Source organism: Agromyces bracchium, assembly GCF_009709675.1.
GTDB classification, from domain to species: domain Bacteria; phylum Actinomycetota; class Actinomycetes; order Actinomycetales; family Microbacteriaceae; genus Agromyces; species Agromyces bracchium.
On the sequence record NZ_WMLB01000017.1, the window covers coordinates 1 to 25,685 of the forward strand.

A 25,685-nucleotide genomic window follows, 5' to 3' on the forward strand; every position below is an offset into this window, starting at 1 on the left:
GACCACCGGACGCTGCACGAGCGGGTCTCGATACGGGCGCTTCGCGTCCTACTCGACCACCGGCCGGCCGTCAGTGCCCGTGCGCGAGCTGCTGCAGCCCCACGACCGCGAGGCCGAGGAGCACGAGCAGGCCGAGGGCGACGACCTGCTCCCACCAGGCGAGTCGGCTGCGGCGCACGGCGACGTAGCCAATCAGCGCGAGGGTGACGATGTAGACGATCGACGACGCGAAGAGCGCCCCCTTCAGCTCGAAGACCCCGAGCACCGCGAGGACGAGGATGACGAGCGGGATGCTCGCCGACCCCAGCGCGGATCCGGCGACGCGGAGCATCCGCCTGAGCTCGCCGCCGCGCGGGAAGTCGGCGTGCACGACGAGGTGGGAGATCACGTCGGCGACGAACCCGGCCGCGGTGATCGCGACGATGCCCACGAGCAGCGTGAGGGTCGCGCGTCCGGCGGTCAGGTGCTCGGCGTTCTCGTGCTGCACGAGCACGATCGCGAGGCCCGTGAAGGTCGCGTAGACACGCTCCTTGAGCGCCTCGGCCATCTCCTCGATCGGCATGTCGTCGGGCCCGCGGCGCCGATGCGGCCGACCTCGTCGGCTCGCCGGGTCGCCGCCCGCCGACGCGTCCGCCTCGTCCATGCGCGTCACCGTAGCATCCGCCTCGCGCGAGCGGGGAGGGCCGGTGGACCCGGGATCCGGTCTGGGAGGATCGACGCATGACCGAGCACCCGAACCTCCTCGTCACCGTGCCCGGCGCGACCCTGCGGCGTGCGCTCGAGCAGACGCCCGGCGGCGTGCCCGCCGGCGTCGACGTCGTCGAGTGGGACATGTCCGGGCCGCCGCCGGCGGAGGCATCCGCTCGTCGCATCGGCATCGTCGTCCCGCCCTACATGGGCGCCTCGGCCCGGCTCGGCGTGCTCGACCGACTCGACGTCGGGCTCGTGCAGTCGCAGTCGATCGGCTACGACGACGTTCCCGATGCGCTGCCGCCGGGGCACGTGTTCGCCAACGCGGCATCCGTGCACGAGACCTCGACCGCCGAGCTCGCGGTCGGGCTCGCGATCGCGGCGCAGCGCGGCATCCCCGACTTCGTGCGCGCGGCCGACGAGGGGCGCTGGGCGCCCGCGCGGCACGCGAGCCTCGCCGACCGGCGCGTGCTGCTCGTCGGCTACGGCGGCGTGGGCCGAGCGATCGAGGACCGCCTCGCGGGCTTCGAGGTGGAGCTCACGCGCGTCGCGAGCCGCGCACGGGCCGACGAGCGCGGACGGATCCACGGCGTCGACGAACTGCCCGCGCTGCTGCCCGCCGCCGAGATCGTCATCGTCGTCGTGCCGCTCTCCGGCGCGACGACCGGACTCGTCGATGCCGCCTTCCTCGCGGCGCTGCCCGACGGCGCGCTCGTCGTGAACGTCGCGCGCGGCGCGGTCGCCGACACCGACGCGATCCTCGCGGAGGCGGCATCCGGCCGCCTGCGCTTCGCGCTCGACGTCACCCAGCCCGAGCCGCTGCCCGAGGGCCACCCGCTCTTCGCCCTGACGAACGTGCTGATCTCGCCGCACGTCGGCGGCGCGACGACGGCGATGATGCCGCGCATGGCGCGGCTCCTCCGAGACCAGATCGAGCGGATGCTCCGGGGCGACGAACCGCGCAACGTCGTGCTCCGAAGCTGACCGTCGCCGGCTCGCTCCGCCACCCCGACCCGCGCCCCCCGCGCACCACGAGAGGACCCACCCCATGCCGCAGTTCGACCACGCCTTCGACTGGGTCCGCCGCAACGTCACCGAGGGTCCGCTGCCGAACGCCGTGCTCGGCGTCGCGAGCGCCGACGGCATCGTCGCGCTCGACGCGTTCGGCGCGGCATCCGTCGACGATCACTACCCGCTGTTCTCGATCACGAAGCCGATCGTCGGGCTCGCGGCGCTGCGCCTGGTCGAGCAGGGGCGGCTCACGCCCGACACGCCCCTCGAGCGCGCGCTGCCCGGCTTCGGCGCCGGCCGAGCCGACGTCGTGCGCCTGCGCCACCTCGCGAGCCACACGTCCGGCATCATCGAGCCGCCGCTCGACACGCCCGACGGGCTCCGGCCCTCGCTCCTCGCGCCGGGTCGCGACTTCGCGGCCGGCACGGTCTCGCGCTACTCGACCATCGCGTTCGAGGGCATCGCGGCGCTGATCGAGCACGCGTCGGGCGCGCCGTGGGAGCGGGCCGTCGCCGAGGTCGCCGAGCGAGCGGATGCCTCCGGCCTCACCTTCGACGCCGGCGCCTCGCCGCACGCGCCCGTCGACGCCGCCGCACAGGGGCTCGACTACGCGCGGTTCGCCGCGCTGCGGCATCCGGGTGCCGGCTTGCTCGGCCGGGCGGCCGACCTGCTCGCGCTGGGCAGCGCACTGCTGCGCAACGACGGCGCAATCGTCGCACCCGTCACCGCCACCGCCATGCTGCGTCCGCTCACCGCGGGCCTGCCGAAGCTCGAGCCGTACCCCGCCGAGCGCGGCCAGGACTGGGGCTTCGCCTGGAACCTGCGGCACTCCGGGCCAGGCCTCCTCACGACGGACACGTTCGGCCACGGCGGCTGGGCGGGCACCGAGTTCTGGATCACGCCGTCGCTCGGCGTGTGCTTCGTGCTGATGACGAACCTCGGCGGCGGCTTCGGCCGGTTCGGCGTCGACGGCGACGAGCTGCACAACGCGGTGGCCGCGGCGGCCTGAGCGCGCGAAGGCTGGTCGCGCAGTCGTGTCCACCTGTGGGTTCGCCCGCGGCGCGCGCCGTGCGGATCAGCACTCCGCATGCCCGCCGTCGCCGAACCAGGTGACAGTTTCGTCGCGCCCGGCGGTGGAAAAGTAGCCCGCGTCCCCTTTTCCACCACCTCCACGCAACGGATGCTCGTTCGGGATCCGCTCGAATAGGCCGACCTCGCGCGCGGTGCGCTCGAATGGGTCGGCACCGCGCATGGCGCGCGCCCTGTCGGCGTCCGGGCGCCCGGGCATACGATCGAGGGACACCCCGACGGAAGGTCCGCATGCCCGCTTCGGCAGAACCCCGCGTCGCGCTCTACTTCGACTTCGACAACATCGTCATCTCGCGGTACGACCAGCTGCACGGCGACAGCCAGTACCGCAAGGACACCTCGCGCAACAAGGCGGTCTCGCCCGGCACGAAGGCGGCCGAGCGGCTGAAGGAGGCGACGGTCGACGTCGACGCCGTGCTCGACTTCGCCGCGACGTTCGGCACGATCGCGATCGCGCGCGCGTACGCCGACTGGTCCACGCCCGTGAACGCCAGCTACCGCGGGCAGCTCATCGACCGCGCGGTCGACCTCGTGCAGCTCTTCCCGCTGTCGGCGACGAAGAACGGGGCAGACATCCGCCTCGCCGTCGACGCGGTCGAGGACATGTTCCGCATCGACGACCTCTCGCACATCGTGATCGTCGCGGGCGACTCCGACTACGTCGCGCTCGCGCAGAAGGCCAAACGCCTCGGCCGGTACGTGGTCGGCATCGGCGTCGCGGGCGGCACGAGCCGTGCGCTGACGGCCGCATGCGACGAGTACGCCGACTACGACGCGCTGCTGGCGACGGATGCCGCCGTGGCCGACGACGAGGCGAGCGCGCCCGCGTCGCAGGCCGCACCACGCGGCGGCAGGGCGTCGGCCGGGTCCACGAAGAAGGCCGAGTCGTCCGAGGCGCCGAAGGACGAGGAGCCGGCGCCGCGCCGGCGCCGCGCCTCGTCGAAGAAGGCGACGGATGCGGCATCCGATGAGAGAGCGGCCGAAACGGCCGAGGAGAAGCCGTCGGCGCCGTCGACGGCCGTCCAGTTCATGGCGCCGGGCCAGGCCGCGGACGAGACGCCCGCGGGAACCACGCGCAACCCGGGTCGGCTCCTGCTGAAGGCGCTCGAGCTGCTGCGTTCGAAGTCCGACGAGGAGTGGCAGCCGAGCGGCGCGGTGAAGAACCAGATGCTCCGCATGGACCCCTCGTTCCAGGAGCGGAAGCTCGGGTTCGCCTCGTTCACCGACTTCCTCAAGTCGCGCGGCGGCGTCGTCGAACTCGACGAGACGCCGGGTCAGAACCGCGTGCGAATCCGGCCGAAGAAGGGCTGAGCCGCCGGTTCAGTGGTCGCGACCCGTTCAGCGGTTCCTCTCCGTCGCGGCGCCGCCGCCGTACACGATGATGCCGGTGATCGGGATCAGGAAGAAGAACAGCCACGACCAGGTGAACCCGCCGGGCACCCAGAACCCGAAGCCGAAGAACAGCAGCAGGGCGATGAACGGCGAGAGCGCCATGATCGTGTCGCCGACCCGACCGCCGAGGGCTCGGGAGCGTCGTCCCATCGGCGCCGTCGGCTCGGGGACGGGCGCCCAGGTCAGGGGTGGCTCCGAAACGGTCGGGGCGGCGGGTCTCGGTGCGGCCGAGGGCAGGTCGGCGAACAGCGGCGCGAGGTCGCCTCGCGTCACGGCGGCGCGCGCCGAGGCGGATCGATCGGCCAGCTCGGCCGTCGTCAGGCGCCCTTCGGCCTGCGCCGTCATGAGGTGGCCGACGGCCTCCTCGCGCTCGGCGTCGCTCAGTCGCTCCTGCGGTCGTTCCGGCTCGGCGTATCCGCTCATGCATCCAGCGTGTCCCACCTGCTCCGCCGCGCGCCAGTGACCAAAGGCCCCGTGCCTCGAACTCCTCGCATGTGGTCTGACCACATCTGCTACTGTGGTCAGACCACATACGGCGCGGCCCGTCGGCCGCGCACCGCGCGCGAGGGAGACGGCATGGGCGACGAGGCATCCGCCCGCTCGATCGAGCCGCGCGCCTGGCAGGCCGTTCTCGAGCACGTCGAGCGCAGGCTCCTCGACGGCGAGCTCGCGCCCGGCGACCGGCTCCCGGGCGAGCGGCAGCTCGCGGCCGACCTCGGCGTCGGCCGCTCGAGCGTGCGCGAGGCGCTGCGCGTGCTCGAGGTGCTCGGACTCATCCGCACGCACGCCGGTTCGGGTCCGACCGCGGGCGCGATCATCATCGCCACGCCCGGCGGCGGCATGAGCGCGCTCATGCGATTGCAGGTCGCCGCGAGCGGATTCCCGGTGGGCGACATCGTCGCGACGCGGCTGCTCCTCGAAACCCATGTCGCGGGCGACCTCGCCGCCGCATCCGCGCGAGCCGCGGCATCCGCCCCCGACCTCGCCGCCGCCGAGCGGCTGCTCGACGCCATGGACGACCCCGCCCTCGACCCGGCGGAGTTCCTGGCGCTCGACGCGGCGTTCCACCTCGCCCTCGCCGAGGCATCCGGCAATCAGGTCGTGACCGCGACGATGGCGGGCCTCCGCAGCGGCATCGAGGGCTACGCGCTCGCCGGGCAGGGGCGCATCGCCGACTGGCCCGCGACCTCCACGCGACTGCGTGCCGAGCACCGTGGCGTGCTCGACGCGATCAGGGCGGCGGATGCCACGACCGCGCGCACCCGGATCCACGACCACATCTCGGGGTACTACGCCGAGATCTCCCCCGAGACCGACACCGCCCCCGACGCCGGAGCGCCGAGCGCGCCCGCCCACCCGTAGGAAAGAGAGCACCAGCATGGTCCAGCGCCAGTTGCCGAACCCCCGCGAGCTCGCCGAGCTCATGAAGTTCAAGACGCCGACCCTGAACCCGACCGACCGCCGCCTCGAGAAGGCGCTGACGATCGCCGACCTGCGCGCGATCGCCAAGCGCCGCACGCCGAAGGCGCCGTTCGACTACACCGAGGGCGCCGCCGAGGGCGAGCTGTCGCTGGCCCGCGCCCGCCAGGCGTTCCAGGACGTCGAGTTCCACCCGTCGATCCTGCGCAGCGTGCCCGTGGTCGACACCTCGGTCGAGGTGCTCGGCGGCCGCAGCGCCCTGCCGTTCGGCATCGCGCCGACCGGCTTCACGCGCCTCATGCAGACCGAGGGCGAGGTCGCGGGCGCGGGTGCTGCAGGTGCCGCGGGCATCCCGTTCACGCTGTCGACCCTCGGCACCACCTCGATCGAAGACGTGAAGGCCGCGAACCCGACGGGCCGCAACTGGTTCCAGCTGTACGTCATGCGCCAGCGCGAGGTCTCGTACGGGCTCGTGGAGCGCGCAGCCGCGGCCGGCTTCGACACGATCTTCTTCACGGTCGACACCCCGGTCGCGGGCGCGCGCCTGCGCGACAAGCGCAACGGCTTCTCGATCCCGCCGCAGCTCACGCCCGGCACGATCATCAACGCCATCCCGCGCCCGGCCTGGTGGATCAACTTCCTCACGACGCCGCCGCTCGAGTTCGCGTCGCTCTCGACGACGGGCGGCACCGTCGGCGAACTGCTCGACTCGGCCATGGACCCGACGATCTCGTTCGACAACCTCGACGTCATCCGCTCGATGTGGCCGGGCAAGATCGTCGTGAAGGGCGTGCAGACCGTCGAGGACGCGAAGCTCCTCGCCGACCGCGGCGTCGACGGCATCGTGCTCTCGAACCACGGCGGGCGCCAGCTCGACCGCGCGCCGATCCCCTTCCACCTGCTGCCGCACGTGGTGCGCGAGGTGGGATCGGACCTCGAGGTGCACATCGACACGGGCATCATGAACGGCGCCGACATCGTGGCATCCGTCGCGCTCGGCGCGAAGTTCACGCTCATCGGGCGCGCCTACCTCTACGGCCTCATGGCCGGCGGCCGGCGCGGCGTCGACAAGACGATCTCGATCCTGAAGGGCGAGGTCGAGCGCACCATGAAGCTGCTCGAGGTCGCCACGCTCGACGAGCTCGAGCCGAAGCACGTCACGCAGCTCTCGCGCCTCGTGCCCGTCACCCGCCCGGTCGCGGCCGCCGCCGAGCGCGTCGCCGAGACGGCTCCGGTCACGCTGTGATCGCCGCCGCGCGCCGGTTCGCCGTCGGGTGCTACACGCCCGACGGCGCCGGGCCTGCGGTGCACCTCGTCGAGCGCGATGCCGAGGGCGGATGGCGCGTGACGGCGTCGGCGGTCGCGTCGAACCCGTCGTTCCTCGCCGTCGCGGGCGACGTCTGGTTCGCGGTCGGCGAGGATGCCGCGGGGTCGGTCGTGAGCTTCCGGCTCGAGGAGGGCGGCGGCGCCGCCGATGACGCGCCCGCGCTCGTCCCGGTCGCCTCGGTCGTGCACGGCGAGGCCGACCCGTGCCACGTCGTCGTCGCGGCCGAGCACGGCGTGCTCCTCGTCGCGAACTACACGGGCGGCTCGGTCACGGCTGTGCCGTTCGCGGCCTCGGGCGACCTCGGTCGACCAGTCACGCTCGCACTCCCGCACCGGACCGGTCCGGTCTTCGACCGGCAGGATGCGCCGCATGCGCACCAGGTCGCCGCGACGCCGTGGGGCACGCACCTCGTGAGCGATCTCGGCGGCGACGAGATCCACGAGCTCGTGGTCGAGCGGGCGACGGATGCCGCCACCCCCGCGCTGCGGATCGTCCGCACGCTCGAGCTGCCGCCCGGCACGGGTCCGCGGCACATGCTCGTCGGCGGCGGGCTGCTGCACGTCGTCGGCGAACTCGACGGGCGCCTGCACACGTTCGTGCTCGACGCCGCGAGCTTCGCGCCGAGCGGCAGCGAGCCCGTGGTCGCCGACCCGGGCGGAGACGTGGTCGTGCAGCCCTCGCACCTCGACCGCGCCCCATCGGGCCGGCTGCTCACCGCGCTCGTGCGAGGCCGCGACACGGTCTCGGTCTTCGAGGCGACGGATGCCGCGCGCCCGCGCCTGGCTTCCGAACTGCCGATCGGGGCGGAGTGGCCGCGTCACCACGCGCACCTCGACGACCGCACGGTCGTGGTCGCGGCGCAGGAGGGCGACGCGCTCGTCGAGCTCGACCTCGTGACGGGGGCCGCCCGAAAGGTGCTCGCGCTCCGCGCCCCCGCGTGCGTGGTGCCGCTCTCCTGATCCGCGAGGCGGCGGCCCTGCCTAGGATGACGCCATGGACCTTCCCGTCCCATGGAACCTCGACGGACGCGTCGCGATCGTGAGCGGCGCCGGCAGCCGCGAAGGCATCGGCTTCGCCACGGCCCGGGCGCTGGGAGAACTCGGCGCCGGGGTCGTGCTGACGGCGACGAGCGAGCGCGTGCACGAGCGCGCCGAAGAGCTGCGTCGCGCCGGCATCACCGCGACGGGCCTCATCGCGCGGCTGGACCTCGAGGAGCACGTCGACGACCTCGCGGCCGAGCTCGCGGCAGGAGGCATCCGCCCCACCATCGTCGTGAACAACGCGGGCATGATCGCGACGGGCGACCCGGAGATGCTGCGCGGCGACGGGACGATGTCGCTCGCCGACTGGAACGCGGGCCTCGCGATGAACCTCACGACGGCCTTCCTGCTGACCCGCGCGATGCTCCCCGGCATGCGCGAGACCGGATGGGGGCGGGTGATCTGCGTGTCGAGCGTCTCGGGACCGCTCATGGCCTCGCGCGGCGACGTCGGCTACGCGACCGCGAAGGCCGGCATGCTCGGGTACGTCCGAGCGCTGGCGGTCGACGAGGCCCTGTCGGGGATCACCGCGAACGCCGTCGCGCCCGGCTGGATCGCGACCGCGAGCCAGCTTCCGAGCGAGGCCGAGGAGGGGCTGCTCGTGCCGGTCGGCCGGAGCGGGCGCCCCGACGAGGTCGCCTCGGCGATCGCCTGGCTCGCGAGCCCGGGCGCGTCGTACGTCACCGGCCAGCTGATCGCGGTCGACGGCGGCAACGCGGTCGCCGAGGAGCGCCGCTGACGCGCGGGGCCCGGCACGATCGCCGGGCCCCACGCGCTCGCGTCATCAGGCCAGCGGCGCGTTCGCCACGGCGATGAGCTGCTCGATCTGCTCGAGGTCGAAGGCCGACCCGGGGAACATCGCGGCACGGCCGATGGGCATCGCGCCCATCATCTGCATCATGCCCTCGGCGTCGAGGCCGAGCCCGCCGGCGGTCTCGGCCGGGGCGTCGCCCGCAGCCTCACCCGCCGGCTCGCCCCCGCCGAGCAGGTCGGCCGCCATGGCCGCGAGCGCCTGCCCGACGATCGGACCGGCGACGGGGTGGGCCATGACCTCGCTGATCGTCGACTCGATCGTGAGCGGGATCCGCACCGGGTCGGCCTCGACGTCGACGGTCGCGACCGAGCGGATGTCGCGGCTCGACGCCCCGACCTCGACCGTGTACTCGCCGCCCTCGACGATCCAGAGGTCGACCCGCGTGTCCCAGTAGGCGAGGTCGGTGCGGCGGACGCGGACCTCGACGTCGCGACGCTCGCCCGCCGCCAGCGTCACCTTGGCGAAGCCCTTGAGCTCGCGCGGAGCGCGCGCCACCGTCGAGCCCGGCAGCGACGTGTAGACCTGCACGACCTCGGCGCCGTCGCGGCCGCCCGTGTTCGTCACGGGCACGCGCACGAGGAGGCCGTCGTCGTCGGAGCTCACGACGGCGTCGCCGTACTCGAAGGTCGTGTACGAGAGGCCGTGGCCGAACGGGTAGGTCACCTCGAGCTCGCGCGCGTCGTACCAGCGGTACCCGACGAGGAGGCCCTCGCCGTAGCGCACGTGCCCGTGCTCGCCGGGGAAGTTGCCCCACGCGGGGGTGTCCTGCAGGCGCACCGGCACGGTCTCGGTGAGGCGGCCCGACGGGTTCACCGCGCCGTAGAGCACGTCGGCGACGGCCGAGCCGCCGGCCTGGCCGAGGAGCCACGTCTCGAGGATCGCGGGGACCCGGTCGGCGAACGGCGCGAGGCGCACGACGCCGCCGTGCGAGAGCACGACGACCGTGTTCGGGTTCGCGGCGAGCACGCGGTCGACGAGCTCGAGCTGCGCGGCGGGCAGCTCGATGTCGCGCCGGTCGAAGCCCTCGGACTCGAGGCTCGCGGGCAGGCCGAGGAAGAGCACGGCCACGTCGGCGGAGGAGGCTGCGGCCACGGCCTCGTCGGCGAGCCCCGCGGCATCCGAGCCGTCGATGGTGAAGCCGGGCGCGAAGGTCACGGCATCCGCGCCGGCGACCTCGCGGATCGACTCGAGCGCGGCGTCGACGCGCGTGGCGTTCACGTGCGAGCTGCCGCCGCCCTGGAAGCGCGGCGTGCGCGCGAACTCGCCGATGACGGCGACGGATGCCTCGGGCGCGAGCGGCAGCAGCGAGCCCTCGTTGCGCAGCAGCACGATGCTGTTCGCCGCGGCTTCGCGCGCGAGCGCGTGGTGCGCGTCGACGTCGTACGTGGCGTCGGCGTCGGCGCCGGCCACGGCCTTCTGCACGAGCTCCACGGCGCGGCGGGCGCCGGCGTCGAGCACCGACTCGTCGAGCTCGCCCGACTCGACCGCCGCGACGACCTGCGCGTCGGACCGGCCGTCGTTGGCGGGCATCTCGAGGTCGAGGCCGGCGGCGAGCGCGGCGACCCGGTCGGTGACGGCGCCCCAGTCGGAGACGACGAGCCCGTCGAAGCCCCACTCGTCGCGGAGCACCTCGGTGAGGAGGAACCGGTTCTGCGAGGCGGGCACGCCGTTCACGCGGTTGTACGAGCACATGACGGTCCACGGCTGCTCGTCCTCGACGACGCGCTGGAAGCCGCGGAGGTAGATCTCGCGGAGCGGGCGCGGGTCGATGTCGGCCGACACGCGCATGCGGTCGTCCTCCTGGTTGTTCGCCGCGTAGTGCTTGAGCGACGCGCCGACGCCCTGCGACTGCACGCCGCGCACGAGCGCGGAGCCGAGCACGCCCGAGACGAGCGGGTCCTCGGAGAGGTACTCGAAGTTGCGGCCGCACAGCGGCGAACGCTTGATGTTGATGCCCGGGCCGAGGAGCACGCCGACGCCTTCGGCGCGCGACTCCTCGCCGAGGGCGACGCCGACGCGCTCGAGCAACTCGGGGTCGAACGACGAGCCGAGGGCGACCGCGGGCGGGAAGCAGGTGGCGGGGACGGAGGCGGCCATGCCGAGGTGGTCGGCGCTGTCGTCCTGCTTGCGCACGCCGTGCGGGCCGTCGGTGAGCATGATCGACGGCACGGGGCCGACCTGCTTGGTGGTCCAGAAACTCTCGCCGCTCGTGAGGCCGGCCTTCTGCTCGGTGGTGAGCGCGGCGACGACCTCCGCCGCGGGCGTCGCGACGAACGCCGCGGAGTCGACGGCCGCTGCTCGGCCGTTCTGGAGGGTGTCGGTCATGGTGCGCCTTTCTCGTCGCTGAGTTCCGAAAACTGTATAGCACTCGGTTTTGAGTCTCAAGACCTCATGATCCTGAAATCCGAGCTTGACACGGTTTTCCCAGACGGTTATAACACTAGTGACATGTGTGACGATGCACATAGGGAGCAACGATGAAGTTCGAGAACGTCCTGCTGGGCCTGCTGGCCCTGAAGCCGCTGCACGGCTACGAGCTGATGAAGTGGCTCGACACCGAGGGGCAGTTCCTGCGGTCGAACACGCACCACAGCCAGATCTACCGCGAGCTCGGCCGCATGGTCGCGAACGGCCTCGTCGAGTTCCACGTCGACTCGCGTGAGGGCCGACCCGACGCGAAGGTCTACCGGATCACCGAGGTCGGGCGCGAAGCGCTCATGGAATGGGTGCACTCGCCGTACAAGCCGACGAGCCGCTTCCAGGACGCCGACTTCAACGCACGATTCGTCTTCACCGCGCAGCTCGACCCCGCGGCCGCGGTCGTGGTCATCGACACCGAACTCGAGTACCGGCGCGCACAGGTCCTCCGCAGCCGGACCCGCTCCCTCACCATGTCCGACCTCGACCCGATCCCCGAGATCGACGTCGACCGGGTCGAGCGCATCGGGCTCGCCATGCACGAGTTCGGCAAGGAGTCGGTCGATCGCTGGATCGAGTGGCTCGAGGAGATGCGCGCCTCGCTCGTCGCCGAGATCGCGAGTTCCGCCGACGCCGAGGCGTCCGGCCCCGAGACATCCGCCGCCACCGCCACCACCGCCGAGGAGGCCCGCGCATGAGGGCCATCATGGTCATGTTCGACAGCCTGAACCGGCGGATGCTGCCGCCGTACGGCAGCGACTGGGTGCACGCGCCGAACTTCGAGCGCCTCGCGGCTCGCAGCGTGACGTTCGACCACTGCTACGGCGGGTCGATGCCCTGCATGCCGGCGCGTCGCGAGATGCACACGGCCCGCTACAACTTCCTGCACCGGTCGTGGGGCCCGCTCGAGCCGTTCGACGACTCGGTGCCCGCGATGCTCACGGCCGCCGGCATCCACACGCACCTCGCAACCGACCACCAGCACTACTGGGAGGACGGCGGCGCGACCTATCACTCCAGGTACTCCACCTACGAGTTCTTCCGCGGCCAGGAGGGCGACCCGTGGAAGGGCCAGGTCGCCGACCCCGAGATCCCCGAGTCGCTCGGCATGTCGAAGGAACTGAAGACGAAGCTCTGGCGCCAGGACTGGGTCAACCGCGGCCACCTGCAGGAGGAGAAGGACCACCCGCAGACCCGCACGTTCGACGCCGGCATCGAGTTCCTCGAGACCAACGCCGACCAGGACGGCTGGTTCGTCCAGATCGAGACCTTCGACCCGCACGAGCCGTTCTTCAGCTACGCCGACTACAAGCGCCACTACGAGACCGGCTACGACGGCCCGCACTTCGACTGGCCCGACTACGCCAAGGTGACCGAGGTGCCCGAGGCCGTCGAGCACGCCCGCGCGGAGTACGCCGCGCTGCTGACGATGTGCGACCGGTCGCTCGGCCGTCTGCTCGACGTCATGGACCAGCACGACCTGTGGGCCGACACGATGCTCATCGTCAACACCGACCACGGCTTCATGCTCGGCGAGCACGGCTGGTGGGGCAAGAACGTGCAGCCCTGGTACGACGAGACCATCCACAACCCGCTGTTCGTCTGGGACCCGCGGTCCGGCGTCGCGGGCGAGCGCCGCGCCTCGCTCGTGCAGACGATCGACTTCGGCCCGACGCTGCTCGACTTCTTCGGCGTCGCGCCCACCGACGACATGCAGGGCTCCTCCCTCGCGCCGGTCGTCGTCGACGACCAGCCGATCCGCGAGTACGGGCTGTTCGGCGTCTTCGGCGGCCACGCGTGCGTGACCGACGGCCGGTACGTCTACATGCGCGCCTCGGCGACGCCCATGAACCAGCCGCTCCACGAGCACACGCTGATGCCGACCCACATGAACGGCTTCTTCCACGCGGGTGAACTCGCGCACGCCGAGCTCGTCGACGGGTTCGGCTTCACGAAGGGGCTGAAGGTGCTGAAGACCCCGGCGCAGGCGTTCGTCTCGCCGTATGCGTTCGGCACGCAGCTGTTCGACCTCGAGGCCGATCCCGAGCAGCTGCACCCGCTGCGTGACGACGCGCTCGAGCTCGAGCTCGCGACCGCGCTCCGCGACCTGTTGGTCGCCTCCGACGCACCCGCGGAGCAGTTCGTGCGCCTCGGCCTGCCCGAGACCGGGCCGCTCGGCGACGAGCACCTGCTGGTCGGCGCGCAGTGGCAGATGCTCCAGCTCTCGCTCCTGCCCGCCGCGTCGGCCGCCGACTTCGGCGAGGCCGGCGCGGCGCTCGAGCGACCGATCGCCGAGTTGCTGGCGGATGACGCGAGCCGCGCCGTCCTCGCCCGGCATGCCCCGATGCTCGCGGGCGGTCCCATCGTCGCGATCGCCGGCCGGCTCACGCTGCTGCAGGTCGCGTCGATGATGGTCGGCCTCCTGCCCCGCCCGCTCCTCGCCGCCCTGGCGACGGAGCTGACTGAGGCGGATGCCGCGGCATCCGTCGCCCTCGACCGGACCTGACCCGACCCGACCCGACCGCGTCGTTCCCCCTCACCGCTTGCCCGCCGGTCCGCTCGTCCGCCGGGCCCCGGCCCGACCCATCCCACCGCAGTACCCTCACGAAGGAGTGAACCATGTCCAATGGCGTCCGCACCGCGCCGAGCGCGGTCCCGGTGGCCGCCCCGGCGCCGGCCGGCCCGACCGCACCGTCGCCCGACGGGTCGGCCGCACCGAAGCGCCGCAAGACCAACCTGGTCGTGCTCGGCGGCTCGATGCTCGTCGACGGCGGCGAGGGCAGCATCTCGACGACGCTGTTCCCCGTGATCCAGGCCGCCCTCGGCCTCGCGACGAGCGCGCTCGGCATCCTCGCCGCGGCCGGCCGCATCGTCGGCGCGGTGGCCGGGCCGGTCTGGGTGTACCTCGCCCGCCGGTTCTCCCGGAAGTGGATCCTCGCGATCGCCACCGGGTTCTGGGGCCTCTGGGGCATCGCCGCGGGCTTCGCGCAGGACTTCACGCAGCTGCTGCTCTTCTACACGATCATGGCGGCCGGCCCCGCGGCGGCGCACGCGATCGTGCCCGAGGTGATCGGCGACTCGTTCGAGGACCGGAAGCGCGGCCGCGTGGTCGGGTGGCTCTACGGCGGCGTCGCCGCGGGATCGGCCGTGCTCGCTCCGCTCATCGGGCAGCTCGCGAACATCGAGGACGGCTGGCGTTACGGCCTCTTCGCCTTCGGCGCGATCAACGTGCTCTTCGGCCTGCTCATCGTGCTGTTCTTCAAGGACCCCGGCACGGGCAACGGCGAGACGCAGCTGCGCGGCTTCACGCAGGCCGAGCGCGACGCCGAGTCGAAGATCACGTGGGCCAAGGTCGTCTCGCTCGTGAAGATCCCGAGCTACCTGATCCTGCTCGGCAGCCGACTGCTCTCGAGCCACCTGCTGCTCGCCGCCTTCGGTGTCGTGATGCTCGTGCAGGTCTACGGCTTCGACACCGCGGTGGCCGCGACGGTCATGGCGCCGTTCGGCATCGGGTACCTGCTCGGCACGATCATCGGCGGCTACGTCGCCGACGTGCTGAACCGGCTGAGCCCGAACTACGGTCGGGTCGGCCTGCTCCAGGCGGCGCAGTTCCTGTTCGCCATCGTCGCGTTCTTCGCGACGCAGGTCGCGTACGGCGGCATCGTCCCGTTCCTCGTGCTCTTCGGCCTCGTCGGGCTCACGGTGGGCCTGAACCCGGGCGTGAACCGCCCGCTCGTCATGGCGGTCGTGCCGCCCGAGCTCCGCGGCGCGGCGTTCGCGATCTTCGTGTCGATCATCGAGTCGGTGGCGTTCGCGATCTACACGCTCGCAGCCGGGTTCCTGGCCGACGCGATCGGCATGCAGGCGGTCATGTTCTGGCTCGTCGTCGTGATCATGATCGTCAACGGCCTGTTCCTCTCGTTCCTCTACCGCCCGTTCAAGCGCGACCGCCTCGCCCTCGAGGCCGAGCTCGACCGCCGGCGCGAGCACATCCTCGCGAAGGAGGCCGCCGAGTCGGCCTGACCCGGCACCGCTGACAGGGGCGGATGCCACGTGCCGACGGCCGTGGCATCCGCCCCCGCCGTCTCGCACCCGGCCGGCCACCCGCTGCGGCCGATGCCATCGCTCCGCAGACCGGGGAGAAGGTTCTCCCCGGTCTCCTTTTCTCCCTGCTCTGTCGAGAGAGGGTCACCCGCGGTGGCGGTCAGGGTGGTGAACGGGGAGGACTGCCCGGGGCGAACGCGGGTGCGGAGCGGGTCAACGCCCGTGGACGGTCCGGCGGCGGATTCGGGTTGCAGTTCCGCGGCATCCTGTGTCGGGGCTTCGCGGCGGCAGCGCGCTCGTTCGTCACCAGCTCGTGACGAGCAGGTGCTGCACGACGAGCGCGAAGCCGAGCTGGCCGGCGAAGCCGGCGCGGCGCCAGCGCTCGGTGAGGAGCGCGGTGCCGACGAGCAGCCACGGGACGAACGGCAGCCAGATGCGCTCGACCTCGGCCTTGCTCATCTGCGAGAGGTCGGCGGCGACGATCGTGGCGGCTGCGGCGAGTGCGAGCACGATCACGATGCGCTCCGGGCGCGCCTCGGCGCGCCAGTCGACGGCGCGTGCGCCGGCGGTCGCGACCGCTGCGCCGACGAGGGGGCCGGCGCTGATCGCGAGGGCGGCGAGGTTGCCCCACACCCAGTAGGTGAACTGGCGGCGGCTCGCGACGCCGTCCCAGTAGCGCTCGACGAGTACGGGGAACGCCTCCCACCAGGCGAAGCCGAACGCCGCGAAGGCGAGCACGACGGCGAGCGCTGCGACCGCCGCGATGGGCAGCGGTCGCCAGTCGCGGCCGAGCGCGAGCACGGCGAGGGCCAGGATCCCGAGGATCGGCAGGCCGTACGACATCATCACGCAGGTCCCGAGGAGCAGCCCGGCGAGCACGCTCCACGCCACCATGGCGCCCGTGCCGCGAACGCCCGCCGGGCCGGCACCGCTCCCCTCCGCGCGGCGACGGGCCGTCGCCGCGAACCCGAGCGCGCACAGTCCCCACGCGGCGACCGCGGCGAACATGCCGTCGGCCGACACCGCGAACCAGATCGCCGCGGGACCCATCGCCAGGAACGGCGCCGCCCGGCGCGCGCCATCCTCCGCCCCGAACCGGCGGAGCAGGGCGAGCACCGCGAGCGCCGCGGTCGCGCCGACGAGGAGCACCACGAACCCGGCCGCGAGCCCGCCGCCGAGCCCGAGGCGGACGAGCACCACGAAGAACAGCAGCGCTCCCGGCGGGTGGCCGGCGATGTGCACCGGCCAGTTGTCCTCCGAGTCGAGCGGGATGTGCGCGATGTAGTCGCGGAGGGTCGCGCCGAAGTCGGTGACCTCGCGCGCGGTGCCGAGGTACTCGTACTTGTGCTCCAGAACCTGCCCGATCCCGTCCCAGCCGTCGACGGTCGCGAGTGCGACCATCCAGGCCACGGCGGCCGCGTAGACCACGCCGAGCAGCGCACCCCAGCGGAGCCGGCGCGCGAGCGGAACACCCCAGACGGATGCGGCGACCGCGAGCAGCACGGCGGGCAGCGTGCCCGGCCCGAGCCGCGGCATCCACTCGGCGTGCAGCGGCGGGAACGACCTGATGTGCACGCTCTGGCCGAGCAGCGGCGGGACGATCATCGCGAGCGCGATGAGCGCGAGCGCCACCCCGAGGCCGACCCACGGCGCGACGGCCACCAGGGTGCGACGACGCGACGCGGGCGGAGCCGGCGATGCAACCCGGTCGGTCGGGGCAGCGGATGCCGCGGGCGCACCGTCGGCGCCGCCGGGACCCTCGGGTTCGACCTGCACCCTCCGAGACTACGGACGAGGTGCACGGCCGGGCAGGGGTGGACTTCTTACGGAAGTCGGAACCCCGGCGGACGAGCCAGCGCACGCGCGTCCGCGAACCGTAAGCTCCGCGCGTCGCATCCGGCGCGCCGCGGTGGTCGACTGGGGGCATGGCCGGCTTCACCGAACGCGCCTCGGCCCGGATCGCCGAGCGACTCGAGCCGCTCATGGGTGCCGCGCACGACGCGGCATCCGACCCGCCGGTGAAGGCCGCACGCACGACGGTCGTGATCGGCCGCCTGCTCGGCGCCGCGTTCCTCATCTGCTTCGCCACGGGCGTCTACAGCCACCTGCTGCAGAGCCCGCTGCCGTGGCTGCCGATGCCGACGAGGCCGGTGGAGCTCTACCGCGTGACGCAGGGCCTGCACGTCATCACGGGCACGGCCGCCGTGCCCCTGCTGCTCGCGAAGCTCTGGACGGTCTACCCGCGCCTGTTCGCGTGGCCGCCCGTGCGGTCGGTGCCGCACTTCCTGGAGCGCGCGTCGATCGCCGTGCTCGTGGGCGTCTCGCTCGTCGAGGTGACGATCGGCCTGATGAACCTCGTGCAGTGGTACGCATTCCCGTTCCCGTTCCGCGCCACCCACTTCGCGCTCGCGTGGGTGCTCATCGGGGCGCTCGCGATCCACCTCGGCGTGAAGCTGCCGGTCATCGCGAAGGTCTGGCGGCGACCCGAGGGCGACCGGGCGGATGCCGCGGGGCGGTTCGTCTCGCGTCGCGGATTCCTCGCCGCGGTCGGCGCGGCCGTGGCATCCGCCGTCGCCCTCACGGCCGGCCAGACCGTGCCCGCGCTCGCCCCGCTCAACGTGCTCGCACCGCGCCGGATGGGCGTCGGCCCGCAGGGACTGCCGATCAACCGCACGGCCGCGCAGGCGGGCGTCACGGAGACGGCGGTCGCGCCGGACTGGGTGCTCACCGTCGCGACGCCGTCGGGCTCGCGCGACTTCACGCTCGACGACCTGCGTGCCCTGCCGCAGGCCGAGGAGGTGCTGCCGATCGCCTGCGTCGAGGGGTGGAGCCAGTCGGCGACGTGGCGCGGCGTCCGGCTCGTCGACCTGCTCGCGGCAGCGGACGCCGCGGAGCCGACGGCGCCGCTCCGGATCGAGAGCCTGCAGGAGCGCGGCGCGTTCGCGCGCACCGAGATGCCGCCGCAGTACGCGCGCGACCCGCTCACGCTCGTCGCCCTCGAGCTGAACGGCGGGACGCTCGACCTCGACCACGGATTCCCGGCCCGTGTGATCGCGCCGGGGCGCCCGGGCGTCATGCAGACGAAGTGGCTGCGGCGGATCGAGGTGACGGCATGAGGGCGGCGCGCACCGCGCTCGTCGGGGTCGGGCTCGGGCTCGCTGCCTTCGGCGGGTTCCTGGTGCTGACCGAGATCGCGCCCTCGCGCTGGCTCGGCATCGCGGTGTGGGTCGGCGCGGCGATCCTGCTGCACGACGGCGTGGTGGCGCCCGTCGTCGTCGCGATCGGGCTCGGCGCCGCGCGCGTGCGCGGCCGGGTCGGCGATCGCGGCGTCACGATCGCGCAGGGCGCGCTCGTCGTCGGCGCGATCCTCACGGCGATCACGGTGCCCGCGCTCGTCGCCTCGACGCTCGGCAATCCGAACCCGACGATCCTCGTCGGCTCCTACGGCATCGCGCTCGCGGTCATCTGGGCCGTGCTGCTGGTCGTCGCCGCGATCGCGCTGCGCGTCTCGCGCACGAGGCTCCTCCGCGCCGAGCGCGCCGCGCGCACGAAGTGACGCCCCGCGGCGTCCCAGTGCTCGGCGACCGCGAGGCCCGCCTCGGTCGCGAGCTCGGCCACCGCCGCCCAGCCGAGACGCGCCCAGGGGAACGGCTCGCTCTCGCGCCCGTCGTCGTCGACCAGCGTGCAGTGGCCGACGACCGCGAGGTCGGCGTCGGCGTCGACCTCGACGAGCACCTGGCCGCCGCCGGTCACGAGCTCCGCGCACCGCTGGAGCAGTGCGGCCGGGTCGCCGCCGATGCCGATGTTGCCGTCCATCAGCAGCACGCTCTGCCAGCGCCCCTCGAGCGGAAGCCGGTCGAAGACCGACCGCTGCAGCGCGAGGCCGCCCGCGCGCCGCGCGCGCTCGACGGCGTGCGGCGCGACGTCGATGCCGAGCGCGGGCAGCGATCGGGCGTCGGCGGCGTGCAGCATCCGACCGGGCCCGCAGCCGATGTCGAGCATCGGCCCCGTGGCGCGGTCGAGCACCGTGAGGTCGGCGTCGCCGGCCGGACGCACCCAGCTGCCCGCGTCGAGCCGGTGCGAGGTGCCGTCGGCGCCGCGGAGCGAGAGCGTCGCGACATCCTGGCCAGCGAGCAGTCGCACGTACGGCTCGCCGCGACCGGCCCCGAAGGCGACCGGTTCGGGCGGTGCGGCCCGACGCGGCGCGTCGCCCTCGCCTCCTGCGCTCGCCCGTGCGCGGCCGGCCGGGGCGCTCGGCCCGGTGGCGGCCGGCGGCGGCCGGAGCGGCGGGGCGCTCATCGCCGACCTCGCGTGAGCTCGCGGTGCAGCCGGGCGAACCGCGTGCCGGGCGCCGCGAGGGCGACGGATGCCGCGGACTCGGCCGTGTCGACGTCGGTGAGCTCGTCGAGCAGGCCCACGACGAGCCCGGCCGCCTCGAGCCGTTCGAGCTGCCGTCGCCCGGTGTCGTCGCGCGACATGGAGACCCCGCGGACCACGGCCCCGTCGGGCTCGCGCATCGCGAGCGCCCAGAAGCCGCCGTCGGCGGCCGGGCCGAGCCACGCGTCAGGCGTCGGACCGCCGCCGGTGCGGCCGCTGATCGATGCCACTCCGGTCTTCGAGCCGATCGCCACGCGATCGCCCATGGCGAGCGCCGACGCCACGAGGCTCGGCGTGAGCTGGGGCGTGTCCATCCCCACGAGGAGCATCGGCTCGTCGACCACGTCGAACAGGTGCGCGAGCCGGGCATCGAGCTCGCCCGCCGACTGGGCGAGCACGTCGAAGCCGGCCGCCGCCGCGGGCACCACGTCGCCGTCGAAGTAAAGCACGCGCCGCTCGACGGGCAGCGCGCCGACGACGTCGAGCGTGTCGACGAGCGCCGCCGCGGCGAGCGCGGCGGCCTCTTCGGGCGTGAACGGCGGGACGAGCCGGGTCTTCACGCGACCGGGCCGGCACTCCTTCGCGATGACGGCCACGGCGGTCATGCGTGCACCTCGCGGAAGATGCGCGACATGTCGCCGATCGCGGTGAGCGTGCCGCGCACGGTCCCGGTCACCTTCGACCGCCCCTCGCGTGGCCGGTAGGGCACGTCGAGTTCGCGGATGCGCCATCCGCCCGCGGCGGCCCGCAGCACCATCTCGAGCGGGAAGCCGCTGCGCCGGTCGCGGATGCCGAGCGCCTGGAGGCGCGCGGTCTCGGCGACGCGCATCGGCCCGAGGTCGTGCAGGCGCGTGCCCGTGCGTCGCGTCATTCGCGCGGCGAGGACCCGGTTCGCGAGCCGCGCGTGCGGCGGCCAGGCCGAGCCGCTCGTCGGGCGGCGGCGACCGAGCACGAGGTCGGCTTCGCCGCGTTCGACGAGCGCGACGAGCGCCGGGAGGTCGGCGGGATCGAGCGACGCGTCGGCGTCGCAGAAGGCGACGAGCGGCGCGGTCGCGGCCTCGAGGCCCGCGTTGGCCGCCGCGCCGAATCCGCGACGGGGCTCGGTGACGACGGTCGCGCCGTGCTCGCGCGCGACCTCGGCCGAGCGATCGGTCGAGGCGTTGTCGACGACGATCGCGCGCACGCCGTCGGGCAGCCGCCCGAGCACCCACGGCAGCGCCCGCTCCTCGTCGAGGCATGGCAGCACGAGGTCGACGCGCGGCCCGCCGTCGGTTCCAGGGGTCATCGCGCGACTCCCTCCGACGCGAGGCGGCCCTGCTCGGGCCCGCCTCCATCTGCCGCCGACGAGTCGGCTTCGGCCGACGCGAACTCGGCGAGCCCGTCGGCGAGCGCGACGCGCGGCGCCCAATCGAGCTCCGCCCTGGCGCGAGCGGATGACGCGGTGATGTGCCGCACGTCGCCGAGCCGGTACTCGCCCGTCACGATCGGCTCGGGCCCGCCCATCGCGCGTGCGAGGCCCGCGGCGAGTTCGCCGACGGTGGTGACGACGCCCGAGCCGACGTTGAACGCCCGTGCCGTTCCTCCCGGCAGCTCGTCGAGCGCGTCGGCGGCGGCGAGGTTGGCGCCCGCGACATCCGTCACGTGCACGAAGTCGCGGCGCTGCGCGCCGTCCTCGAAGACGCGGGGCGCCCCGCCACGCGCGAGCGACGAGCGGAAGATCGCCGCGACACCGGCATAGGGAGTGTCGCGCGGCATCCGCGGCCCGTAGACGTTGTGGTACCTGAGGAGCGCCGCTCGACCGCCGGTCGAGCGCGCCCACGCCGAGGCCAGGTGCTCCTGCGCGAGCTTCGTCAGGGCGTAGACGTTGCGCGGGTCGAGCACGTCGTCCTCGTCGACGAGGTCGGGCTCGAGCGGATGCCCCGTCTCGGGGTCGCGCGGCTCGAAGCGCCCGGCGTCCAGGTCGGCGACGGTGCGCGCGGCGGGCCGGCGCCGGCGCCCCTCGGCGTCGCGATACGCCCCCTCGCCGTAGACGACCATCGACGACGCGAGCACGAGCCGGCCGACGCGCGCCCGCGCCAACGCCGCGGCCAGCTCGGCCGTGCCGAGCACGTTCGACGCGACGTAGTCGGGCGCGTCCTGCAGGTCGACGCCGAGGCCCACCTTCGCCGCCTCGTGGAACACCGCGTCGACGCCGGCGAGCGCCCGGTCGAGCACCGCCGGGTCGCGCACGTCGCCGTGCACGAACTCCACGCCGTCGGGCGGGGCGACGGATGCCGCGTGCACGTCGGCGCGCAGCGAATCGAGCACCCGCACCGCGTCGCCCCGTTCGAGGGCGAGGCGCACGACCTCGCCGCCGATGAACCCGGCACCGCCGGTGACGAGGAGCGTCATCTCACCACCGGGAGTCCGAGCACGTGCGCGATCGCCTCGCCGTCGATGAGTTCGCGAGGCGAGTAGTCCGCCGGGATCGCGGCGACGATCCGCTCGAGCGATGCGAGCACGCGAGGGCGAGCCTCGGCGAGGCGGCGGAACACGAGCTCGGCGGTCACCGCATCGGGGTCGTCCTCGACGTGCCCGGTGTCGGTGTCGGTCACGAGGCAGAGCGTCACGGTGCCCATTCCCAGTTCGGCGGCGAGCGCCACCTCGGGGCAGAGCGTCATGTTCACGAGGTCTGCACCGCTGTCGCGGAGCAGGGATGCCTCGGCCCGCGTGGAGAACCTCGGACCCTGGATCACCGCGACGGTCGCACGCGGCGCGGCATCCGGCAGCGCCTCGACCGCGATGCGCCGCAGATCGGGGCAGAACGGCTCGGCGAACGGCAGGTGCCGCACGAGCGAGGCGTCGTAGAACGTGTCCCCCCGACCCCACGTGCGATCGAGGAGCTGGTCGGGGATCGCCCACGACTGCGTCGGGAACTCGGCCCGGAGCGACCCGACGGCCGCCGTCGACACGACCGCGCGCACCCCGAGGTCGGCGAGCGCCCACGCGTTCGCACGCGCGTTGATGCGGTGCGGCGGGATGGTGTGCCCGTCGCCGTGGCGGGCGAGGAACGCCACCGGCCGGCCGGCGAGCTCACCCGACGTGACGAGCGCCGTGCCGAACGGCGTCGCGTGCTCGCTCGTCTCGCCGTCGACCAGCGCGGCGAGCCCCGTGCCGCCGATCACCCCCACCGCGTCCATGGCTCAACCCTGCCCGTCCCCCGCTCCGCCGGTTCGAGGAGGTTCCTTACGATCCGGTGACGCGGAGGCGTCCCGTCGTCGCGCGCATCGTCACGTCAGTCCCCGCGGTTCATCCGCCGCACGCGCTCCTTGGCGGTCTTCCGGGCGCGCTCCTGGTCGGTCGGCGTCGTGATCGCGGAGAACAGCGTGCGGAAGCCGCTCACGATCGCCATGTTCGAGGGCCGCTTCACCTGCTTGCGCTGGCGCTCGATCGACTTCGCCGCGCCGCCCGTGCGGGACGCATCGGCGGAGGACGCCCGCCCGCCTGCCGTGCCGTAGCGGACGGACACCCGCTCGAGGCGCGCCGACGAGCGCCTGGCCGCGCGACGCGCGGCGTAGGGCACGCGGTCGGCCTCGCGCTTGACGATGACGATGCGTCGCCGCTCGGCGGATGCCACGGACTTCACCCTCGACTTCGCCGGTTCGGGCAGCGACGAGGCGAGCTTGCGCGCCTGCTTCCCGGCGCGCTCCGCCTCCTTCACGGCGCGCTTCGCATCCCGGCGGGCATCGCGGTCGGCAGTGGTCTTCGGCATGCGTCCCCCTCGCGTGTCGGCAGGGCGGCCACGGCGGGTCGCCCGCACGGGCAGCGTACGCCGCGAGGCATCCGGCCCCAACCCCTTGACGGGTCGACGGCGCGACGCAACCTAGTATCGATGGCATGGCACGGCGTGGGGCGTACGCGAAGGGCGTCGCGAAGCGCGAGGAGATCCTGACGGCCGCACTCGAGGTCATCGCTCGCGAGGGGTACGGGCGCGCGTCCGTCCGCGAGCTCGCCGAGGCGGTGGGGCTCAGCCAGGCCGGGCTCCTGCACTACTTCGGCACCAAGGAGGAGCTCTTCGCCGCGGTCCTCCGCAAGCGCGACGAGACCGACCTGCAGCGCGTCGAGGAGCGGATGGGCGAGGTCTCGACGTTCGAGGGCTTCCGCCAGACCATCGACCGCAACGCCGACGTGCCCGGCCTGATCCAGCTGTACGTGCGCCTGTCGGCCGAGGCGACCGACCCCGCCCACCCGGCGCACGCGTTCTTCGCCGAGCGGACGCGGACCTTCCGGGACATCGTCGCCGTCGACATCCGCCGCATGCAGGCCGAGGGCACGGTCCGCGCCGACGTCGATGCCGAACGGGCCGCCATGCTCATCCTGGCCGCGGCCGACGGCCTCCAGGTCCAGTGGCTCATGGACCCGACCGTCGACATGGCGACGCACGTGTCGGCCCTGCTGCGGCTGCTCGAGCCCGCCGGTTCGCCCGCGGCACCGTCCCCGCCAGCCGAGGCCTGACCGAAGGAGACCCCGTGCCAGACCCCGCCCCGACCGTCGACGTCCGGACGAGGTCCGGGACGGTGCGCGGGAGGTGGCGGGGCGCTCCCGGCACGCCGGGAGCGTCGGCGGCGTTCCTCGGCATCCCCTTCGCCGAACCGCCCGTGGGCGATCTGCGCTTCGCCCCGCCGGTGCCCGCCCGCCCCTGGGACGGCGTGCGCGACGCGCTCGAGCACGGCCCCACGCCGCAGCGCGGCGACCCCGGTGCCACGCTCATCCCGGAGCCGTCGGTGCCCGGCGACGCGACGCTGAACGTGGACGTCTTCACGCCGGCGCCGCACACCGGCGAGGCGTCCGAGGCTGACGGTGCCGGCGGGCTGCCCGTCCTCGTGTGGTTCCACGGCGGCGGCTACGTCGCCGGCTCGCCCGCCAGCCCCTGGTACGACGGCCGCACGTTCAACCGCGACGGCGTCGTGACGGTCAACGTGTCGTACCGACTGGGCTTCGACGGCTTCGGCTGGATCGCCGGCGCCGCGCCGAACCGCGGCGTGCTCGACTGGCTGCTCGCACTCGAGTGGGTCCGCGACCACGTCGCCGCCTTCGGCGGCGATCCGCGGCGCGTGACGATCGCCGGGCAGTCCGCGGGCGGCGGAGCCGTCCTGACGCTCCTCGGGATGCCGCGGGCGCAGGGTCTCTTCCACCGCGCGTGGGCGGTCTCCCCCGCCGTCGCCGACGTGTCGCGCGAGCGGGCGCAGGCGTTCGCGCGGCGGATCGGCGAGCTCGGCGGCATCCGCCCCGACCTCGACGGGCTGCGTTCGCTGTCCGAGGAGCGCATCCGGCAGCTCCAACGGGAGGCGCTCCAGCCGCCGCGCGGCGCCCGAGGCGGCGGCGCGGAGCTCGTCGCCGCGGGGCTTCCGCTCGGGCCGGTCGTCGACGGGCGCGTGGTCCCGGCGAAGACCGCGTCGTCGATCGCGGCGGGAGTCGGCGCCTCGGTGCCGCTCGTGCTCGGGACGACCGACGACGAGTTCTCGTCGGCCTTCCGCAGCGCCGCCGGGCGGCTTCGCTGGGTGTCGCGGAAGGCGGCCCTGAAGCGACTCGGACTCCTCGAGCCGCGACGCTCCGAGTGGCTCGAGGCCAACCGCGGCGAACGCCTCCACGGCACGGCCGCCGTGCTCGGACGCTACGTCAGCGACCACGTCTTCCGCGCGCCCCTCGTGCGCATGGTCGCGGCCCGCGAGCTCGGCGCGGCCGTGGCGGCGACGGATGGCGCGGCCCCGGCGGCGACCTGGGCGTACCGGTTCTCGTGGCGCTCCCCCGTCTCCGGCGCCGCGGTGCACTGCCTCGACGTGCCGTTCCTGTTCGACGTGCTCGCGGAGGGCCACGTGCCCGCGATCGCGGGCGCCCGCCCGCCGCAGGGCCTCGCGGACCACGTGCACGCCGATGTCGTCGCGTTCGTCCGCGGCGCGGATCCGTCCTGGCCGACCGCGGCGGGCGAGGCCTTCCCGGCACGGGTGTACGACCTGACGATCGCGACCGTTCCCGACGCGTACGCCTCGGCGCGGCCGCTCGCGGGGGTGTGACGCGGCCGACC

At 73.8% G+C, this 25,685-nt stretch carries 25 protein-coding genes; 14 read left to right on the forward strand and 11 right to left on the reverse strand.

Annotated elements, in window-relative coordinates; all coding sequences use genetic code 11:
• Window positions 1–70: 70 nt before the first annotated feature.
• The gene (locus tag GJ743_RS05400; protein ID WP_155050908.1) at window positions 71–643 is read right to left on the reverse strand and encodes a hypothetical protein; all 573 of its coding nucleotides are present in this window, start codon (window positions 641–643) and stop codon (window positions 71–73) included.
• Window positions 644–720: 77 nt separating this feature from the next.
• Here GJ743_RS05400 and GJ743_RS05405 point away from each other — a divergent pair, with 77 nt between their 5' ends.
• Both GJ743_RS05405 and GJ743_RS05410 read left to right on the forward strand, forming a co-directional pair.
• On the forward strand, window positions 721–1,674 hold the full coding sequence (locus GJ743_RS05405; RefSeq protein ID WP_155050909.1) for a 2-hydroxyacid dehydrogenase: 954 nt from the start codon (window positions 721–723) through the stop codon (window positions 1,672–1,674).
• Between the two features lie 64 nt (window positions 1,675–1,738).
• Entirely contained in the window at window positions 1,739–2,710 is a 972-nt protein-coding gene (locus GJ743_RS05410; RefSeq protein WP_155050910.1) for a serine hydrolase domain-containing protein, read from the forward strand.
• Window positions 2,711–2,776: 66 nt separating this feature from the next.
• Here the strand turns inward: GJ743_RS05410 and GJ743_RS05415 are convergent, their stop codons facing one another.
• Complete coding sequence (locus GJ743_RS05415; protein WP_155050911.1) at window positions 2,777–2,953, reverse strand: hypothetical protein; 177 nt, start codon at window positions 2,951–2,953, stop codon at window positions 2,777–2,779.
• Between the two features lie 68 nt (window positions 2,954–3,021).
• Here GJ743_RS05415 and GJ743_RS05420 point away from each other — a divergent pair, with 68 nt between their 5' ends.
• Window positions 3,022–4,101, forward strand: coding sequence for an NYN domain-containing protein (locus GJ743_RS05420; protein WP_155050912.1), 1,080 nt, complete (start codon window positions 3,022–3,024; stop codon window positions 4,099–4,101).
• A 27-nt stretch (window positions 4,102–4,128) separates the two neighbouring features.
• On the opposite strand, the gene GJ743_RS05425 is transcribed toward GJ743_RS05420, so the two are convergent.
• Window positions 4,129–4,605: a DUF1707 SHOCT-like domain-containing protein gene (locus GJ743_RS05425; RefSeq protein ID WP_155050913.1), complete on the reverse strand. Its 477-nt coding sequence runs from the start codon at window positions 4,603–4,605 to the stop codon at window positions 4,129–4,131.
• 153 nt (window positions 4,606–4,758) lie between these two features.
• Here GJ743_RS05425 and GJ743_RS05430 point away from each other — a divergent pair, with 153 nt between their 5' ends.
• Genes GJ743_RS05430 through GJ743_RS05445 form a run of 4 tightly spaced genes read left to right on the forward strand, consistent with a single transcriptional unit; the run spans window position 4,759 to window position 8,707 of the window.
• On the forward strand, window positions 4,759–5,544 hold the full coding sequence (locus tag GJ743_RS05430) for a FadR/GntR family transcriptional regulator (RefSeq protein WP_155050914.1): 786 nt from the start codon (window positions 4,759–4,761) through the stop codon (window positions 5,542–5,544).
• 16 nt (window positions 5,545–5,560) lie between these two features.
• On the forward strand, window positions 5,561–6,847 hold the full coding sequence (locus tag GJ743_RS05435) for an alpha-hydroxy acid oxidase (RefSeq protein ID WP_155050915.1): 1,287 nt from the start codon (window positions 5,561–5,563) through the stop codon (window positions 6,845–6,847).
• Window positions 6,844–7,887 (forward strand): lactonase family protein, encoded by a 1,044-nt coding sequence (locus tag GJ743_RS05440; protein WP_155050916.1) that lies wholly within the window; start codon window positions 6,844–6,846, stop codon window positions 7,885–7,887. The genes GJ743_RS05435 and GJ743_RS05440 overlap by 4 nt, the downstream gene beginning before the upstream one ends.
• Window positions 7,888–7,921: 34 nt before the next feature.
• Window positions 7,922–8,707 (forward strand): SDR family NAD(P)-dependent oxidoreductase, encoded by a 786-nt coding sequence (locus GJ743_RS05445; protein WP_155050917.1) that lies wholly within the window; start codon window positions 7,922–7,924, stop codon window positions 8,705–8,707.
• A 45-nt stretch (window positions 8,708–8,752) separates the two neighbouring features.
• On the opposite strand, the gene GJ743_RS05450 is transcribed toward GJ743_RS05445, so the two are convergent.
• A complete protein-coding gene (locus GJ743_RS05450; RefSeq protein WP_155050918.1) occupies window positions 8,753–11,107 on the reverse strand; it encodes a glycoside hydrolase family 3 C-terminal domain-containing protein in 2,355 nt (784 codons plus the stop codon).
• 152 nt (window positions 11,108–11,259) lie between these two features.
• Between GJ743_RS05450 and GJ743_RS05455 the strand changes: the two genes are divergently transcribed.
• The 3 genes from GJ743_RS05455 to GJ743_RS05465 all read left to right on the forward strand — a co-directional run bounded on the left by GJ743_RS05455 (window position 11,260) and on the right by GJ743_RS05465 (window position 15,223).
• A complete protein-coding gene (locus tag GJ743_RS05455) occupies window positions 11,260–11,898 on the forward strand; it encodes a PadR family transcriptional regulator (RefSeq protein ID WP_155050919.1) in 639 nt (212 codons plus the stop codon).
• Window positions 11,895–13,706 (forward strand): sulfatase-like hydrolase/transferase, encoded by a 1,812-nt coding sequence (locus GJ743_RS05460; RefSeq protein ID WP_155050920.1) that lies wholly within the window; start codon window positions 11,895–11,897, stop codon window positions 13,704–13,706. The genes GJ743_RS05455 and GJ743_RS05460 overlap by 4 nt, the downstream gene beginning before the upstream one ends.
• A 113-nt stretch (window positions 13,707–13,819) precedes the next feature.
• On the forward strand, window positions 13,820–15,223 hold the full coding sequence (locus GJ743_RS05465; protein WP_155050921.1) for an MFS transporter: 1,404 nt from the start codon (window positions 13,820–13,822) through the stop codon (window positions 15,221–15,223).
• A gap of 324 nt (window positions 15,224–15,547) precedes the next feature.
• On the opposite strand, the gene GJ743_RS05470 is transcribed toward GJ743_RS05465, so the two are convergent.
• Window positions 15,548–17,020, reverse strand: a complete 1,473-nt coding sequence (locus GJ743_RS05470; RefSeq protein WP_230386541.1) for a hypothetical protein — start codon at window positions 17,018–17,020, stop codon at window positions 15,548–15,550.
• Between the two features lie 149 nt (window positions 17,021–17,169).
• Between GJ743_RS05470 and GJ743_RS05475 the strand changes: the two genes are divergently transcribed.
• Both GJ743_RS05475 and GJ743_RS05480 read left to right on the forward strand, forming a co-directional pair.
• Window positions 17,170–18,360: a molybdopterin-dependent oxidoreductase gene (locus GJ743_RS05475; protein WP_230386543.1), complete on the forward strand. Its 1,191-nt coding sequence runs from the start codon at window positions 17,170–17,172 to the stop codon at window positions 18,358–18,360.
• Window positions 18,357–18,800, forward strand: coding sequence for a hypothetical protein (locus GJ743_RS05480; protein WP_155050922.1), 444 nt, complete (start codon window positions 18,357–18,359; stop codon window positions 18,798–18,800). The genes GJ743_RS05475 and GJ743_RS05480 overlap by 4 nt, the downstream gene beginning before the upstream one ends.
• Here the strand turns inward: GJ743_RS05480 and GJ743_RS19220 are convergent.
• The 6 genes from GJ743_RS19220 to GJ743_RS05510 all read right to left on the reverse strand — a co-directional run bounded on the left by GJ743_RS19220 (window position 18,686) and on the right by GJ743_RS05510 (window position 23,372).
• Window positions 18,686–19,543, reverse strand: coding sequence for a class I SAM-dependent methyltransferase (locus GJ743_RS19220; RefSeq protein WP_196216927.1), 858 nt, complete (start codon window positions 19,541–19,543; stop codon window positions 18,686–18,688). The two genes, GJ743_RS05480 and GJ743_RS19220, sit on opposite strands and share 115 nt — an antisense overlap.
• Entirely contained in the window at window positions 19,540–20,226 is a 687-nt protein-coding gene (locus GJ743_RS05490) for a TIGR04282 family arsenosugar biosynthesis glycosyltransferase (RefSeq protein ID WP_155050923.1), read from the reverse strand. The genes GJ743_RS19220 and GJ743_RS05490 overlap by 4 nt, the downstream gene beginning before the upstream one ends.
• A complete protein-coding gene (locus GJ743_RS05495; RefSeq protein ID WP_155050924.1) occupies window positions 20,223–20,906 on the reverse strand; it encodes a glycosyltransferase family 2 protein in 684 nt (227 codons plus the stop codon). The genes GJ743_RS05490 and GJ743_RS05495 overlap by 4 nt, the downstream gene beginning before the upstream one ends.
• The gene (locus GJ743_RS05500; protein WP_155050925.1) at window positions 20,903–22,012 is read right to left on the reverse strand and encodes an NAD-dependent epimerase/dehydratase family protein; all 1,110 of its coding nucleotides are present in this window, start codon (window positions 22,010–22,012) and stop codon (window positions 20,903–20,905) included. Before GJ743_RS05500 ends, GJ743_RS05495 begins: the two co-directional genes overlap by 4 nt.
• On the reverse strand, window positions 22,009–22,800 hold the full coding sequence (locus tag GJ743_RS05505; protein ID WP_155050926.1) for an MTAP family purine nucleoside phosphorylase: 792 nt from the start codon (window positions 22,798–22,800) through the stop codon (window positions 22,009–22,011). The genes GJ743_RS05500 and GJ743_RS05505 overlap by 4 nt, the downstream gene beginning before the upstream one ends.
• 95 nt (window positions 22,801–22,895) lie before the next feature.
• On the reverse strand, window positions 22,896–23,372 hold the full coding sequence (locus GJ743_RS05510; RefSeq protein ID WP_155050927.1) for a hypothetical protein: 477 nt from the start codon (window positions 23,370–23,372) through the stop codon (window positions 22,896–22,898).
• Window positions 23,373–23,497: 125 nt separating this feature from the next.
• Here GJ743_RS05510 and GJ743_RS05515 point away from each other — a divergent pair, with 125 nt between their 5' ends.
• Both GJ743_RS05515 and GJ743_RS05520 read left to right on the forward strand, forming a co-directional pair.
• Window positions 23,498–24,115: a TetR/AcrR family transcriptional regulator gene (locus GJ743_RS05515; protein WP_155050928.1), complete on the forward strand. Its 618-nt coding sequence runs from the start codon at window positions 23,498–23,500 to the stop codon at window positions 24,113–24,115.
• A 14-nt stretch (window positions 24,116–24,129) separates the two neighbouring features.
• Window positions 24,130–25,674: a carboxylesterase/lipase family protein gene (locus GJ743_RS05520; RefSeq protein ID WP_328288823.1), complete on the forward strand. Its 1,545-nt coding sequence runs from the start codon at window positions 24,130–24,132 to the stop codon at window positions 25,672–25,674.
• The last annotated feature ends 11 nt before the right edge of the window (window positions 25,675–25,685 follow it).